General features: G+C 72.9%; 17 protein-coding genes and 1 pseudogene. 5 read left to right on the top strand and 13 right to left on the bottom strand.

From position 1 onward, the window contains the following. The 3 genes and pseudogenes from ACFYYN_RS17995 to ACFYYN_RS17985 all read right to left on the bottom strand — a co-directional run. A pseudogene (locus ACFYYN_RS17995) lies at nt 1–95 on the bottom strand (electron transfer flavoprotein subunit beta); the annotation flags it as partial. Between the two features lie 192 nt (nt 96–287). Next, nucleotides 288–893, bottom strand: coding sequence for a flavin reductase family protein (locus ACFYYN_RS17990; RefSeq protein ID WP_500546553.1), 606 nt, complete (start codon nt 891–893; stop codon nt 288–290). A gap of 217 nt (nt 894–1,110) precedes the next feature. After that, complete coding sequence (locus ACFYYN_RS17985) at nt 1,111–1,524, bottom strand: TlpA family protein disulfide reductase (RefSeq protein ID WP_499510722.1); 414 nt, start codon at nt 1,522–1,524, stop codon at nt 1,111–1,113. An 87-nt stretch (nt 1,525–1,611) separates the two neighbouring features. On the opposite strand from ACFYYN_RS17985, the gene ACFYYN_RS17980 reads away from it, so the two are divergent. Continuing rightward, on the top strand, nt 1,612–2,028 hold the full coding sequence (locus tag ACFYYN_RS17980) for a DUF4395 domain-containing protein (protein WP_500324372.1): 417 nt from the start codon (nt 1,612–1,614) through the stop codon (nt 2,026–2,028). A gap of 139 nt (nt 2,029–2,167) precedes the next feature. Then, a complete protein-coding gene (locus tag ACFYYN_RS17975) occupies nt 2,168–2,908 on the top strand; it encodes a lysophospholipid acyltransferase family protein (protein WP_500324373.1) in 741 nt (246 codons plus the stop codon). Between the two features lie 13 nt (nt 2,909–2,921). Here ACFYYN_RS17975 and ACFYYN_RS17970 read toward each other — a convergent pair whose 3' ends face one another. After that, nucleotides 2,922–3,626 (bottom strand): B3/B4 domain-containing protein, encoded by a 705-nt coding sequence (locus ACFYYN_RS17970; protein WP_500546552.1) that lies wholly within the window; start codon nt 3,624–3,626, stop codon nt 2,922–2,924. Further along, nucleotides 3,623–4,240: a transglutaminase-like domain-containing protein gene (locus tag ACFYYN_RS17965; RefSeq protein ID WP_500324375.1), complete on the bottom strand. Its 618-nt coding sequence runs from the start codon at nt 4,238–4,240 to the stop codon at nt 3,623–3,625. The genes ACFYYN_RS17970 and ACFYYN_RS17965 overlap by 4 nt, the downstream gene beginning before the upstream one ends. 85 nt (nt 4,241–4,325) lie before the next feature. On the opposite strand from ACFYYN_RS17965, the gene ACFYYN_RS17960 reads away from it, so the two are divergent. Next, complete coding sequence (locus ACFYYN_RS17960; RefSeq protein WP_500546551.1) at nt 4,326–5,342, top strand: DUF3048 domain-containing protein; 1,017 nt, start codon at nt 4,326–4,328, stop codon at nt 5,340–5,342. 2 nt (nt 5,343–5,344) lie between these two features. Here ACFYYN_RS17960 and ACFYYN_RS17955 read toward each other — a convergent pair whose 3' ends face one another. Continuing rightward, nucleotides 5,345–5,737 carry an STAS domain-containing protein gene (locus ACFYYN_RS17955; RefSeq protein ID WP_500546550.1) on the bottom strand — a complete coding sequence of 131 codons (393 nt, stop codon included), beginning with the start codon at nt 5,735–5,737 and terminating at the stop codon, nt 5,345–5,347. Nucleotides 5,738–5,868: 131 nt separating this feature from the next. After that, the gene (locus tag ACFYYN_RS17950; RefSeq protein WP_500546549.1) at nt 5,869–6,993 is read right to left on the bottom strand and encodes a M24 family metallopeptidase; all 1,125 of its coding nucleotides are present in this window, start codon (nt 6,991–6,993) and stop codon (nt 5,869–5,871) included. A 71-nt stretch (nt 6,994–7,064) separates the two neighbouring features. On the opposite strand from ACFYYN_RS17950, the gene ACFYYN_RS17945 reads away from it, so the two are divergent. Together ACFYYN_RS17945 and ACFYYN_RS17940 are read left to right on the top strand one after the other, a co-directional pair. Continuing rightward, nucleotides 7,065–7,685, top strand: coding sequence for a uridine kinase family protein (locus ACFYYN_RS17945; protein ID WP_500546548.1), 621 nt, complete (start codon nt 7,065–7,067; stop codon nt 7,683–7,685). Between the two features lie 395 nt (nt 7,686–8,080). Then, nucleotides 8,081–9,985, top strand: a complete 1,905-nt coding sequence (locus ACFYYN_RS17940; RefSeq protein WP_500546547.1) for an AAA family ATPase — start codon at nt 8,081–8,083, stop codon at nt 9,983–9,985. 58 nt (nt 9,986–10,043) lie between these two features. On the opposite strand, the gene ACFYYN_RS17935 is transcribed toward ACFYYN_RS17940, so the two are convergent. The 6 genes from ACFYYN_RS17935 to ribH all read right to left on the bottom strand — a co-directional run bounded on the left by ACFYYN_RS17935 (nt 10,044) and on the right by ribH (nt 14,844). Continuing rightward, nucleotides 10,044–11,156 carry a hemolysin family protein gene (locus ACFYYN_RS17935; RefSeq protein WP_500546546.1) on the bottom strand — a complete coding sequence of 371 codons (1,113 nt, stop codon included), beginning with the start codon at nt 11,154–11,156 and terminating at the stop codon, nt 10,044–10,046. Then, nucleotides 11,153–12,493, bottom strand: coding sequence for a hemolysin family protein (locus tag ACFYYN_RS17930; protein ID WP_500324382.1), 1,341 nt, complete (start codon nt 12,491–12,493; stop codon nt 11,153–11,155). Before ACFYYN_RS17930 ends, ACFYYN_RS17935 begins: the two co-directional genes overlap by 4 nt. Before the next feature lie 136 nt (nt 12,494–12,629). Beyond that, the gene (locus tag ACFYYN_RS17925) at nt 12,630–13,121 is read right to left on the bottom strand and encodes a PH domain-containing protein (protein ID WP_500324496.1); all 492 of its coding nucleotides are present in this window, start codon (nt 13,119–13,121) and stop codon (nt 12,630–12,632) included. Further along, nucleotides 13,118–13,978: an ATP phosphoribosyltransferase gene (gene hisG, locus ACFYYN_RS17920; RefSeq protein ID WP_499510734.1), complete on the bottom strand. Its 861-nt coding sequence runs from the start codon at nt 13,976–13,978 to the stop codon at nt 13,118–13,120. The genes ACFYYN_RS17925 and hisG overlap by 4 nt, the downstream gene beginning before the upstream one ends. Before the next feature lie 73 nt (nt 13,979–14,051). Beyond that, on the bottom strand, nt 14,052–14,324 hold the full coding sequence (locus tag ACFYYN_RS17915) for a phosphoribosyl-ATP diphosphatase (protein WP_499510735.1): 273 nt from the start codon (nt 14,322–14,324) through the stop codon (nt 14,052–14,054). 34 nt (nt 14,325–14,358) lie between these two features. Continuing rightward, on the bottom strand, nt 14,359–14,844 hold the full coding sequence (gene ribH, locus ACFYYN_RS17910; RefSeq protein ID WP_499510736.1) for a 6,7-dimethyl-8-ribityllumazine synthase: 486 nt from the start codon (nt 14,842–14,844) through the stop codon (nt 14,359–14,361). Nucleotides 14,845–14,906 lie beyond the last annotated feature (62 nt).

Below are 14,906 nucleotides of genomic sequence, written 5' to 3'. Positions count from 1 at the left end.
ACCGCATCCCGATCCGTGGTCAGATCCCCCGCGAAGTGACGATCACCCGTGGCATCAGGCACGTACTTCACTGCGACAACGATCCTCAAGCTCACGCCTGCACTCCTACTGCTGCATGGGTACGTCAACTGCCCTTGTGAAGGCAGCATAGGCGCCTTCGACGGCGGCTCCCCGTTGGGACGCACGGCGCTCCGGCAGAAATATTACTCGCCAGTACAGCCGTCGGTCCCGCGGCAGGCAAGGGCGGTGGACTGTGACCTTGCCGACCCGGGGCCTGATGGAGGGACTCAGTGGCGCAGCGCGTTGTAGCGCCCGTGGTGGTAGAGCAGCGGGCGGGCCGCTTCGCCCTCGGGGGCGCCCGCCACGGCCTGGGCGACGACGATGCGGTGGTCACCGGCGGGTATGCGCGCCACCACACGGGCGACCAGCCAGGCCTGGACATCCTCCAGGAGCGGTACTCCATACGGGCCGGGTCCCCACGCGGTCGGCGGCGCGAAGCGGTCGGCGCCGCTGCGGGCGAAGGTGGCGGCCACCTCCTCCTGGTGCTCGCCGAGGATGTGGACGCCCACGTGGGTGGCTTCCGCGACGGTGCGCCACGCGGAGCCGGCGGTGCTGATCCCGAAGGACAGCAGGGGCGGCTCGGCGGACACGGAGGTGAGGGAGGTGGCCGTGAAGCCCGCGGGGCGGGTACCGGCCGCGGTGATGACCGCGACCCCGGCGGCGTGACGGCGGAAGACGGCACGGAAGGCGGTCGGGTCGAATTCGGTCGGGTCGAAGGCGCCGGTCACGGCGGGCGGTGGGGGCAGGGGGACCGGGGCGGGCGCGGGGATCGAGGTGGGCACGGCGCCCAGGGAGGTCGCGGCCGGCGTGCCGAGGTCGGGAGAGGCGGTCATGGAGTTGTCCTTCGTCGTGCTGTCGAGCCGGAGGGGTGCGGAGTCCTGGGCACTCAACGGCCGTGACAGCGGGCGCTCGCGTGCCGACCGAGGTCGACGTCGAAGCGGGAGTACAGAAGGAGGTCTCGCGACATAACGTCAGACTGACGATCAGACCGGCGCCGCGTCAAGGGCGCCCCGGCGCATGGGACCGGGGTCATGACACCGCGCGCGGGGGTCACACCGCCGCGCCGAGCGCCGCGATGACGTCGGCCTTGCGCGGCGCGCCCGACGCGCGCCGCACCACGGTGCCGCGGGCGTCGAGGACCAGGACGGTCGGCGTCCTGACGACGCCCAGCCGGCGCACCAGGTCGAGGTGGGCCTCGGCGTCGATCTCCACGTGCCGCACGCCGTCGACCATGCCGGCCACCTCGCCGAGGGTGCGGCGGGTGGCCCGGCAGGGCGCGCAGAAGGCGGTGGAGAACTGGAGGAGCGTGGCCCGCTCCCCGAGTTCCGCGCCGATCTCACCCGCCGTCAGCTGTTGTGCCGCGTCCTTGTCCCGCACCCGTACCCTTCCGTCCCTGCGCTTGTGGAGGATGCCGAAGATCCCCGCCGCCACGAGCACGGCGACGCACACCACCAGTCCCGTCATTTCGCCCCTCCCTGCCGTTGCAGCGTTCACACGACCGCCATGATTCCCGGGGGTCCGGACGGCGTCCGTTCCGGAATCATGGCCGGTATGAGCCCTCACGCCATTGATGCCCGTGGACCGCGCTTCGGCGCAAGCGTGACCAGTGTCGTCCTGGCCGCCGTCCTCGTCACCGGAAGTGCCTGGCTGCTGGCCGTCCAGGCGCTGGTGTTCGCGGTGGGCGCCGCCGCGGGTGTCCAGAACTCACCGTACGGCCTGCTGTACCGGGTGGCGGTACGGCCCCGCCTGGGGCCGCCGACCGAGACCGAGGACCCGGCGCCGCCGCGCTTCGCGCAGGCGGTCGGACTGGCGTTCGCGGTCGTCGGGCTCGCCGGCTACGCCACGGGGCTCGCCTGGCTGGGCCTGGCGGCGACGGCCTGCGCGCTCGCGGCGGCCTTCCTCAACGCGGTGTTCGGCTACTGCCTCGGATGCGAGATGTACCTGCTGGTGCGTCGTACGACCGGGTGACGTGACGAGAATCTCGCCACACGGCGGGCACGCGGGATGACACGGCACCCGTTTACGGGGCACGATCAGCCGGCGGCCCAAACCTACGGCCGCGTAACTTCCGCCGGGGGCCACCCCCTACGAAGAAGGGGCCCCACACATGGCCGAGCTCGTCTACCCGCCCGTCATCGGCTTCGCCCGCACCATGTTCAAGGTGCAGGGACTGCGCTTCGACATCGCCGGCACCGAACATGTGCCGCGCAAGGGCGGCGCTTTGCTCGTGAGCAACCACATCGGGTACCTCGACTTCGTGTTCGCGGGGCTGACAGCGCTCCCGGCGAAGCGGCTGGTGCGTTTCATGGCGAAGGAGTCGGTTTTCCGGCACAAGGTGTCGGGTCCGCTGATGCGGGCCATGAAGCACATCCCGGTGGACCGCTCCGAGGGCATGCACGCGTACAAGCACGCGCTGACGGCGCTGCGCTCGGGCGAGATCATCGGGGTCTTCCCCGAGGCGACCATCTCCCAGTCCTTCACCCTGAAGTCCTTCAAGTCCGGTGCCGCGCGCCTGGCGATGGAGGCGGGCGTGCCCCTGCTGCCGGTCGCCCTGTGGGGCACGCAGCGGCTGTGGACCAAGGACCAGCCGCGCCAGCTGGGCCGCAACGGCTTCCCCATCACCATCCGGGTGGGCGAGCAGATGACGCCCCACGCGGACGAGAAGCCGGGCGCGCTGACCCGGCGGCTGCGGCTGCGCGTCCAGGAGCTACTGGAGGACGCGCAGCGCGTGTACACCGGGCGCCCGTCGGGCCCGAACGACCACTGGTGGCTGCCCGCGCACCTGGGCGGCAGCGCCCCCACGCCGGAGGACGTCGCCGCCCGGGAGCGCGGCGCGAAGGCGGAGTGACCGGGCGCGGGGGTCAGACCGGCTCGTGCACGGTGACCTCCGCGCCGGGGTTGAACCCCCGCAGGTGAGCGGCGAGTTCCTCACCGGCGGCCCGCAGGTCGGCCATCGGCATCGGATCCATCCGCTCCAGGAGGAAGAGCGCGTTGACCGACTCCTCGGTCAGCCGGGTACGGATCCCCTGCCGCCAGTTCCAGCGGCGGCAGGTGACCCCGGTCCCGTCGCGCCAGACGACCTCGCCGGGCTCGGGGTGCTCGACGGCGGGCTCACCGCCGGCCACGGTCTCGAACTTCTCGTCGCCGGTCGCCCGTACGAGGGTCATGCCGCCGTGGATGTGGTCGGTGTCCTCACCGCCGACGGGCACGAGGTGGGCGACGCTGATCGCGTTGTAGAGGTCCACCAGCCGGTTGATGCGGGGCAGCCCGCCTTCGGCGAGGGCGCGTTTGGCCAGCGCCTCCGCGGAGTTGCGGGTGCGCGAGGGCTTGGCGCCGAAGGCGGTGTACGCCGCGCGCCAGGCGGCCATGTGGGGGTCCTCGTGCGGGGCGCGGCCGCCGAGGCGCTCGGTCAGGCGGCGGGCCGCGTCGTCGAGGAGGGCCGCGCTCGCATCGTCGCTCGGCCCGTTGACCAGGCCGCGGGCCTCGACGGCGAGGTGGGCGAACCCCGGGGCCAGGGCGCGCACGGCGGGGTCGACGGTCAGGGTCAGGGGGGTGTGTGAGGTCATCGGTCTTCTTGGTCCGGTAGGTCGGTGGGCAGCAGCCGCCACAGATGCGGCCGGTCGACAGCCTGCCGCAGGGCGGTGAGCACGGCGGGCGGCGGGGTGGCGTGGAGACCGGGGTAGTCGCGTTCGCCGAGTCCGGGGCGGGGCACCCAGGCCAGCCGTTCCTCCCGGAGGGAGAACCGGGCGTCGACACCGGGCTTGTTGCCGCGCGGGTCCTGCCGGGCCCAGCGGTCGTGTCCGGGCAGCTTGAGGGCGATGAGCCCGTGGATCAGGGCGCCGGTGCCGTCGTCGTCGGCGAGCCGCTGGTAGCACAGCCCCGTGGGGATGCCCTCGGCGCGCAGCAGCGCGGTCAGGGCGTGGGCCTTGGCGTGGCAGATGCCGGTGCGCTGCTCCAGGACGTCGGAGGCGCGCCAGGTGACGCGCGGGTCCCCGGAGTCGGCGGAGTGCGGGATGGCGTCGCGGACGAAGGTGTAGGCCGCTTCGGCATAGTCATACGGATCGGGGGCTTCCGCCCGCAGCCGGGCGGCGGTCGCCCGGACCAGCGGGTGGCCGTGGTCGATCACCTCGTCCGCTGCGAGGTAGGCGGTCGCGTCCGCCGTCTGGGGTACCGGCTCCATGTGGCGGATACTAGGAATACGCGCAACGATTCGGCAAATGGCTTTTCCGTAAGCAGCATACCTATGCAGCACGGGGGTGGCCGTCGTGGCCCGAGCACCCAGACGTCCCGCGAGAGCGGCGGTCCTGGTCGTGCTGGCGGTTTTCACCGTCTTCCTGGTCAGCCGGGGCTGCGGCGGCCCCGAGCGGACGCCCGGCGGGCCCTCCCCCTCCTCGACGGGTTCGGTGCCCGGCACCACCGCGGTCGCGCGCTCGCCCTTCACCGGACTGCCCGGACGCACCCGCGGCCCGGTCCTCGCGGTGAAGATCGACAACGTCGGGCCCGCCCGCCCGCACACCGGGCTGGACCGGGCCGACCTCGTCTACGTGGAGCAGGTGGAGTCCGGCCTCACCCGTCTGCTCGCCGTCTTCTCCTCCCAACTGCCCGAACGGGTCGGCCCGGTGCGCAGCGCCCGCGAGTCGGACCTGGAACTGCTCCGCCAGTTCGGCCGCCCCGCCCTCGCCTTCTCCGGGGCGCAGTCCAGGTTGCTGCCGGTGGTGGCGGCGGCGCCGGTGCACGACGTCTCCCCCGCTCACGCCCCCGGTGCCTACGTGCGCGACGGCTCGCGCCCCGCCCCGCACAACCTGTACGCCACCCCGGAGCGGCTGCTCGCCGCGGCCCCGGACGCCTCGGCCGCCCGGGACATAGGCTTCCGCTTCGGTGCCGCACCGCCCGGCGGCACCCCCGAGCGCGACCGCACCGTGCGCTACCCGAACGGCTCGGTGGGCCTGCACTGGTCGGCCGACGGCGACCGCTGGCTGATCTCGTTCGACGGCGACCCGGCCACCACCACCGACGGCGGCAGGCTGGGCGCGCCGACGGTGGTCGTGCAGTACGTCACGGTCCGTTCCTCCGGCTTCCAGGACCGGTGGGGGAACACCTCCCCGTACAGCGAGACCGTGGGCACCGGGCGTGCGGTGGTGCTGCGCGACGGCAAGGCGTACGACGCCCGGTGGTCACGGCCCGACGCCGCCGGGGGCACGCGCTTCACCACGCCCGACGGGCAGCCGGTGAACTTCGCCCGCGGCCAGGTCTGGATCGTGCTGGCGCCGCTGCCCGGGTGAGCTCACGCTATGGCGCCGTCCGCCGCGGGGGGATCGGGGGCGCCCGGCGCGGCCAGCGCGGAGGCCAGGTCGTCATGGACGGTGAAGACCCGGATCGTCCGGGTGAGCCGCAACAGCCGCAGCACGCAGGGACTGTCGCCGACGATGCCGAACCGGCCACCGCGGTCGAGGGTCCGCTTCCGCGCCCGGATGAGCACCGACAGACCACTGCAGTCGATGAAGCTCACCCCGCGCAGGTCCACCACGACGTCGGGCCGCGGCCCGCCGGTGACCGCGTCCAGACGCGCGCCCGCCCGCACGCCGGCGCACAGGTCGAGCTCCCCCGTCAGTTCCACCACGGTCGTGCCGCCGACCGTCCACTGCCGCACCCCGAAGTCACGCTCGCCGTCGAACATGCCCGGCCCCCCGACTGCCGCTTCCTGCTGGGCCCTTGACACGACGTGTGCGCCGCGCGCGGCGAACGCACCGCGCACACGGTCGCGTGTACGGAATACCCCCCTGCCGTACCGGGAGTCAACACATCGGACTAAACAGACAGGACGACCAGGTCCCGGGAGGTCTGGTTGAGCCGTTCCCCGCCCTCGGGCGTGCAGACGGCGATGTCCTCGATGCGGGCGCCGAAACGGTCCGGGAGGTAGATCCCGGGTTCGACGGAGAAGGCCATGCCCGGCTCCAGCGGACGGGAGCTGCCCGCGACGATGTACGGCTCCTCGTGCGTCTCCAGACCGATGCCGTGCCCGGTGCGGTGGATGAAGTGCTCGCCGTAGCCGGCCGCGGCGATGATGTCCCGCCCGATCGCGTCGAGTTCCTCCGCGGTGATGCCGGGGCGGACGGCATCGGTCTGGGCGTGCTGCGCGCGCCGCAGCACCTCGTACATCTCGCGGAACTCGGCGGGCGGTTCACCGACCGCGTAGGTGCGCGTGGAATCGGAGCAGTAGCCCTCCTGCGTGGTGCCGCCGATGTCGACGACGACCGGGTCACCGGCCCGGATCACCCGGTCGGAGACCTCGTGGTGGGGGCTGGCGCCGTTCGGGCCCGAGGCGATGATGACGAAGTCGACGGTGGTGTGCCCCGCCTCGATGACGGCGTCGGCGACGTCCCGGGCGACCTCGCGCTCGGTGCGCCCGGCCCTGAGCCACTCCCCGATGCGGCGGTGCACCCGGTCGATGGCGCCCGCGGCCCGGCGCAGCGCCTCGGTCTCCGCCGGCGACTTGCGCATCCGCAGTTCGCGCAGCACGTCGCCGGCCAGGCTCTGCTCGGCGCCGGGGAGGGCCGTGCGGAAGGCGAGCACCTTCTCGGCCCACATGTGGTTGTCGACGGCGACCCGAGCGGTCCCTCGCGGCAGCCGGCCGGCGACCAGGGCGTACGGGTCCTCGGTCTCGCCCCAGCCGACGACGTCGACGCCGAGCGCGCCCAGCGGGGAGGCCTCGGCACCGGGCTTCTCCAGGTGGGGCACGACGAGGAAGGGGTCGCCGAGCACCGGCAGCGCCAGGCACACCAGGCGCTCGGTGAGGTGGGCGTGGTAGCCGGTGAGGTAGCGCAGATCGGGGCCCGGTGAGACGAGCAGCGCGTCGAGTCCCGCGTCGGCGGCGGCCTTGCGGGCGAGTTCGAGTCGCTCCGGGGGGTACAGGGATGCGGCAGAGTCGGTCACGACTCTTACCGTAGACGCCCCTGGCACCCACCGCAGTCCCTCGCGTCGGCGCAGGTCGTAGGCTGGGGCCGATGGACCACCAGACCACTCCCGGGGCGCTCCGCGCGCTCGCCGCCCGGCTGCGCGCCCTTCCGCCGTCCTGCGGGCCGGTGCGGCTCGTCGCCGTGGACGGGCACGCCGGATCCGGCAAGACGACCTTCGCCGCCGCGCTGGCGTCCGCACTGGACGGCGCTCCCGTCGTCCACCTCGACGATCTGGCCACGCACGAGGAGTTGTTCGAGTGGACCGGGCGGCTGCGCGAGCAGGTGCTGGAGCCGCTGCGCCGCGGTGACACCGCCCGGCCCGCGAAGTACGACTGGATGGCGCGGCGGTTCGCGACGACCCTGGAGGTGCCGGCGGCCCCCGTGGTCCTGCTGGAGGGGGTGGGCGTGGGCCGCCGCGCGCTGCGTCCCCGGCTGGCGAGCCTGCTCTGGCTGGAGGTCTCCCGGGACACGGCACGGGAGCGCGGCGAGCTCCGCGACGGCCCCGCCCTGACCGGGTTCTGGGCCGGCTGGATGCGGGCGCAGGACGCGCACTTCGCCGCCGACCCCTCCCGGCCGTTCGCGGACCTGCTGGTCCATCAGCGTCCGGACGGCTACGAGGTACGTGAGCAGCACGCGGAGACCCCGGTCGCCGACACCCTCCGTCACTGACCGTGACCGCGTGCAGCCGGTGCGCTGCACCCGCCCCGCGACCGCCGGAGCGACGCCCCGAGGTGGCTTGACCCGGGAGCCGCACAGGACTTACGTTCTCAATGCGCGGTCATCGTCGACCGCACCTCATGCGCGAAGCCCCCGGTTGTTCCCCCGTGACCGGGGGCTTCGTTCTGCCTACAGCCGGTGATACGGCCCCGTACGGCGGCGGATCGCTCACCCACCGTCACCACCCGCGTCGCTCTACGGCCCACCAGGCTCGCACGGGTACCATGCCAACGGGTGCGCCACCCCGCGAAGGCGGTGCTCACCTGGCACCAACTCCCGCTTCGCGTAACCTGGTTGGAGCGGCGTACGGCGGGCGGCACCGGGGGGAACGGGCTGGTGGGGACCTGATGGACTTCGGCACAGAGCATTCCGGCGCCCCCTCCGACCTTGCCTGGGTGCGGGCCGTCGACGCCTACACCATGGGCGCCTACACCCAGGCCGAGGAGGAGTTCCGCGTGGCGGTCCGCCTCGACCCCGGCATGGCGGACGCCTGGCTCGGGCTGCACGCGCTGCGGGCGGACACCTCCACCGCGCTGCTGCAGATGTACCGGCACCGCGACCGTTTCGGCGAGCAGCGCAGCGCGCACCGCCGCTCCATGAACTCCTGGTACTGGCTGGGCTGGTGGGTGCAGCCGGTGCTGGAGACCCGCCGCGACCTGCTGCTGGCGCACGCCTCCCACTGGCTCGACGGCCGCCACATCGCGGAACTGGACCGGGCCCTGGCCGAGTGCCCACCGATCGACACCGATCCGCACGTCCGTTTCCTGCACGCCTGCCGGGCCTATCTGGTCAAGGACTGGGACCAGTTGGTGCGCCACACCGAACCGCTCCTCGGCGACCAGGTCCTGGGCATCGAGGCCGGTCTGTTCGGCGGCATGGCCCGGGTCCGGCTGGAGCTGTACGGGCAGGCCGAGCCGCTGCTGGCGACGGCCCTGATGCGCTGCCGCAGCGAACAGCCGCAGCGCAAGGAACTCCGCTACTGGCTGGCCCGGGCGTACGAGGGCACGGGCCGCACGGCGGCCGCGCTCCCCCTGTACCGGGCGGTGCACCGGGTCGACCCGGCGTTCATGGACACCGCGGCCCGGCTCGCCGCGATCGACGAGTCCGACGGCCTCACCGACGGGACGGCCGACCTGGCCCCGGTCACCCTGCAGGGCTACGGTCAGACCGGGCCCGACACGCTGCCGCCCGACCCCGATCCGCTCGACGCCCGGACGGGGGCGGCCGCCATGCCCGGTGGCCTCGGGGCGGGCTCGGTGCTGGACGACCCGCTGGGCGCGGTCGGCCCGATCGACGACGACATCCGGGAGAAGGCGATCCTGCCGGTCTCCCCCGTCCCGCCGCAGGTCCCGGTCACGGCCCCGGACCCGGTGCTGCTCTCCCAGGCCCTGGCCGAACTCGACCGCATGGTGGGCCTGGAGCCGGTCAAGCGCCAAGTGCGGGCGCTGTCGGCACAGTTGCGGATGGCGCGGCTGCGGGCGAGACAGGGTCTGCCGGTGCAGCCGCCCAAGCGGCACTTCGTCTTCTCGGGCCCGTCCGGCACCGGCAAGACCACGGTGGCGCGCATCCTCGGCCGGGTGTTCTACGCCCTCGGACTGCTGGGCGGCGACCATCTGGTCGAGGCGCAACGCGCCGATCTCGTGGGCGAGTTCCTGGGTCAGACCGCCGTCAAGGCCAACGAGCTGATCGACTCCGCGCTCGGCGGGGTGCTGTTCGTCGACGAGGCGTACGCGCTGTCCAACTCCGGCTACAGCAAGGGCGACGCCTACGGCGACGAGGCGCTGCAGGTCCTGCTCAAGCGCGCGGAGGACAACCGCGACCGTCTGGTCGTGATCCTGGCCGGCTACCCCGAGGGCATGGACCGCCTGCTCGCGGCCAACCCCGGCCTCGGCTCGCGCTTCACCACCCGGGTCGACTTCCCCAGTTACCGGCCGCACGAACTGACCAGCATCGGCGAGGTCCTCGCCGCCGACAACGGGGACCGCTGGGACGGCGAGGCCCTGGAGGAGCTGCTCGCCATCAGCGGCCACGTCGTCGAGCAGGGCTGGATCGACGAACTGGGCAACGGCCGCTTCCTGCGCACCCTGTACGAGAAGAGCTGCGCCTACCGCGACCTGCGGCTGTCCGGCTACGTGGGACAGCCGTCCCGGGACGACCTGTCCACGCTGCGGCTGCCCGACCTCATGCAGGCCTACGGCGAGGTGCTGTCGGGCCGCGGGCCCGGGCTGACACCGCCCGAGCCGTTGGAGTGAACGACGCGAGAGGGGCCCGGGCGCATGCGCCCGGGCCCCTCTCGCGTGGGTCCTCGTGTCAGCTCGCCATCACACGCGACGGCCGGGCGGCCTCTCCGGGCTCCTGGGCGGCCGCGGTGTCGCCGGTCTGTGCAGGCTCCGGGACCTCCCGGTGCGCCGGGTCACGGACCTCGCCGACCAGCATCTCCAGCACGTCCTCCAGGGCGACCAGACCCAGCACGCGCCCGCCGGAGTCCGCGACCGACGCCAGGTGGGACGCGGCCCGCCGCATCTGGGTGAGCGCGTCGTCCAGCGGCAGCTCCGCGCGGAGGGTGGCCATCGGCCGCCACAGCCGCGCCGGGACGGGCCGGCCGGTGTCCTCCAGGTCGAGGACGTCCTTCACGTGGAGGTAGCCAAGGTAGGCGCCCTCCGGTCCGGCCACCGGGAAGCGCGAGTAGCCGGTGCGTACGGTCAGCTCCTCGACCTCGGCGGGGGTGACGGACGCGTCGACCGTCACCAGCTCCGCAGGGGACAGCAGGACGTCCGTGACCGGGCGGGTGCCCAGCTCCAGCGCGTCCTCCAGGCGTTCCTGGGCGTCGTCGTCGAGGAGTCCGGCCTGCCGGGCGTCCTCGACGAGCACGGTCAGCTCCTCGCTGGTGAAGACCGCGTCGATCTCGTCCTTGGGCTCGACCCGGAACAGCCGCAGCACGAGCTTGGCGCACCAGCCGAGCACCGCGATGACCGGCCGGAACAGCCGGGCGAAGCCGACGAGTCCGGGGCTGAGCCACAGCGCGGTCTTCTCGGGCGCGGCCATCGCCAGGTTCTTGGGGACCATCTCGCCGATGACGAGGTGGAGGAAGACCACGACGGCGAGCGCGATGACGTAGCCGAGCGGGTGGATCAGCCCCTCGGGCAGGTGGATCGCCTCGAAGAGCGGCTCCAGCATGTGGGCGACGGTCGGCTCGGCGACCGCACCCAGCGTCAGGGAGCAGACCGTGATGCCGAACTGGGCCGCCGCCATCATCTGCGGCAGGTTCTCCAGCCCGTGCAGGACCGTACGGGCCCGCCGCTGCGTTCCGGCGAGCGGCTCGATCTGGCTGCGCCGCACGGAGACCAGGGCGAACTCGGCGCCGACGAAGAAGCCGTTGCCCAGCACCAGCAGGCCGGCGAAGAACAGCTGCAGGAAGCTCATCGCCCGCCCTCCTGCCCGTCCTCGGGCTCCTCGAACCCGACGCGTACCAGGCGGACCCTTTCGGCACGGTGGTGCGCGACCTCGCGCACCCGCAGCTCCCAGCCGGGCAGCAGTGCGGTGTCCCCCGGCTCGGGAATGCGTTCGAGGAGGTCGGCGACGAGGCCGGCCACCGTCTCGTACGGCCCCTCGGGGGCCTCGAGCCCTATGCGCTCCAGCAGGTCGACCCGGCAGCCGCCGTCGGCGTCCCAGGCGGGGTTGCCGTTCTCCGCGGGGGCGGCCGCCAGCTCGGGCAGGTCGGCGCCGTCGTGCTCGTCGCGCACCTCGCCGACGAGTTCCTCGACGATGTCCTCCAGGGTGACGACGCCGGCGGTGCCGCCGTACTCGTCGACGACCACGGCGATCGGCTGCTCGCGGCGCAGCTGCTCCAGGAGCGGCTGCACCGGCAGCGTCTCCGGGACGAGCAGCGGGGCGACCGTGACCCGGCCGACCGGCGTGCGGTCGCGCAGGTGGGCCGGGACGGCGAGGGCGTCCTTCAGGCTCGCCATGCCGACGATGTCGTCCAGCCGCTCCCGGTAGACCGGGAAGCGCGACAGCCCGGTGGCCCGGGTCAGGTTGAGGACGTCGGCGGCGGTGGCGGTGTCCTGCAGGGCGCTGACCCGTACGCGCGGGGTCATCACGTTCTCCGCCGTGAGGTCGCCGAGGGAGATGGTGCGGACGAACAGGTCCGCGGTGTCCTGTTCGAGGGCCCCGGCACGGGCGGAGTGGCGGGCCAGCGAGACCAGCTCGGTGGGGGTGCGCGCGGAGGCCAGCTCCTCGGCGGGCTCCACGCCCAGCGCCCGCACCAGGCGGTTCGCGGCGGCGTTGAGGGCCTCGATGACCGGGCGGAACAGGGCGGAGAAGGCCCGCTGCGGCCCGGCCACGAAACGGGCCACCTCCAGCGGACGGGACACCGCCCAGTTCTTCGGGACGAGCTCGCCGATGACCATCTGGACGGCCGAGGCGAGGATCATGCCGATCACGACCGCGACGGCGGGCGCCGCGCCCTCGGGCACGCCCACCGAGGTGAGCGGTCCGGCGAACAGGTCGGCGAGGGCGGGCTCGGCCAGCATGCCGACCACCAGTGAGGTGATCGTGATGCCGAGCTGGGTGCCCGAGAGCTGGAAGGACAGCTTGCGCAGCGCCTCCACGACGCTGCGGGCCCTGCGGTCACCCTCGGCGGCGGCGCGTTCGGCGGCCGGGCGTTCGACGGTCACCAGGCCGAATTCGGCGGCGACGAAGAAGCCGTTCGCGAGGATCAGGACGAAGGCTGCCGCGAGCAGCAGCAACGGGGCGCTCATGCCGCCGCTCCCGTATGTCGGGGGGGAGAGGCGGCGCGGGTACTACCGGACGATCCGTCCATCGTGGATTGGGTGTCACTCCTCGGGTCGTTGCGAAGGTTCCAGAGTAATGAAGAAGCGGGCCGGGGCGGCAGGTCTAGTGCGCCGTCGGCTTGCCGGTACCGTACGCCTCCGCGAGGGCCCGCAGGGCGCGCGCGTCGCGCAACGCGCGGGCGCGTCCGATCCCCGGCTGGATGCCCATGGCGGCCAGGCTGGTGCCGTCGGCCAGGTCGAGGTACACCCACGGATCGCCGGGACGCAGGTTCACCCGGAGGACCTGCGCCCATTCCAGCCGGCGCCGGGTCGTCAGGTTGACGACGGTCACACCGTCGCGGTCGGCGGCCACCTTGGGCCGGCTGAGCAGCACGAGCACCCCGGCGATCAGCAGCCCGGTGAGCACGATCCAGATCCGGTCCGAGGTGTGCCAGGGCCGTGCGCCGTCCGCGGGGAGGAGCACGGCGATGACGACGAAGGCCGCGAGCAGCCCGGTGGCCAGGCCCAGCAGCACCGCGCGGGTGCGGGCGGGCCGGAAGGTGACGGGCAGCACGGGGAGTTCCACGGGCATGGCGTGCGGGGTGGGCGAGGTCACAGACGGCACGCGTGGATCCCGGTGGTGAGGATGGCCCGCGCGCCGAGGTCGTACAGCTCGTCCATGATCCGCTGGGCCTCGCGGCTGGGGACCATGGCGCGCACGGCGACCCAGCCCTCGTGGTGCAGCGGGGAGACGGTCGGCGACTCCAGGCCGGGCGTGAGGGCGATGGCCCGCTCGACGTGCTCGACGCGGATGTCGTAGTCCATCATCACGTAGCGGCGGGCCACCAGGACGCCCTGGAGGCGGCGCAGGAACTGCTGCACCTTCGGCTCGGCCGCCGCGTCCTCGCCGCCGGCGCCGGCCCGGCGGATGACGACCGCCTCGGAGTCGAGGATCGGCTCCCCGATGACCTCCAGGCCGGCGTTGCGCAGGGAGGTGCCCGTCTCGACGACGTCGGCGATGACGTCCGCCACACCGAGGTGGATGGAGGTCTCGACGGCGCCGTCGAGGCGGACCACCGAGGCCTCCACCGAGTGGTCGGCGAGGTGCTTCCGGACGATCTCCGGGTAGGAGGTGGCGACCGTCTTCCCGCCGAACTCCTTCACGTCGCTCACACCGCCGGGTGTGGTGGCGTAGCGGAAGGTGGAGCGGGCGAAGCCGAGCTGCAGGATCTCCTCGGCGTTGGCACCCGAGTCCAGCAGCAGGTCGCGGCCGGTGATGCCGATGTCGAGGCGGCCCGAGCCGACGTAGATGGCGATGTCGCGCGGGCGCAGGTAGAAGAACTCGACGTCGTTCTCACCGTCGACGAGGACGAGTTCCTTGGAATCCTTGCGCTGGCGGTAGCCGGCCTCATGCAGCATCGCCGACGCAGGTCCGGACAGTGAACCCTTGTTGGGGACGGCGATGCGCAGCATGACAGCGTTCCTTTGCAGCTCGGATGTGGGTGGGACAGGGCGCGTGGGGCGGGTCCGGCCTGGGGCGATCCGCTCAGAGATGAGCGTAGACGTCGTCGAGGCCGATGCCCCGGGCGACCATCATCACCTGCAGGTGGTACAGCAGCTGGGAGATCTCCTCCGCGGTGCGGTCGGCGCCTTCGTACTCGGCTGCCATCCACACCTCGGCGGCCTCCTCGACCACCTTCTTGCCGATCGCATGCACTCCCTTGCCGACCAGTTCGGCGGTGCGGGAGCTGCTGGGGTCGCCGGTGGCGGCCTTGTGCTGGAGCTCGGCGAAGAGCTCCTCGAATGTCTTCTTGGCCATGGTGGTCCCCACCCTACGCGGAAGTCCCCTTACCTCACCGCCACGGCTCGGATACTGAACGCAGGACGGTCGCGGTGGCGATCGCGGCGGTGACGGCCTCGTGCCCCTTGTCCTCGTTCGAGCCGGGCAGTCCGGCCCGGTCCAGGGCCTGCTCCTCGGTGTCGCAGGTGAGCACGCCGAAGCCGATCGGCACGCCGGTGTCGACCGAGACCTGGGTCAGGCCCTGGGCGACACCCTGGCAGACGTACTCGAAGTGCGGCGTACCGCCGCGGATGACGACGCCGAGGGCGACGACCGCGTCGTAGCCCCGGCTCGCCAGCACCTTGGCGGCGACCGGCAGTTCGAAGCTGCCGGGAACGCGCAGCAGGGTGGGCTCGTCGATGCCCAGGTCGCTCAGGGCGCGCAGGGCGCCGTCGACCAGCCCGTCCATCACCTGCTCGTGCCACTGCGCCGCGATCACGGCCACGCGCAGGTCACCGCAGTTCTTCACGGTCAGCTCGGGGGCGCCCTTACCGCTCACGTCCGTCTTCTCCTTGCTCGTTCTTGCTCTGGTCGTTCGGGTCGTTCTTGGTCGTACAGGTG

Source organism: Streptomyces sp. NPDC001902 (genome assembly GCF_042891295.1).
Taxonomy (GTDB): Bacteria; Actinomycetota; Actinomycetes; order Streptomycetales; family Streptomycetaceae; genus Actinacidiphila.
This window is presented reverse-complemented; position numbering and strand designations above follow the sequence as displayed.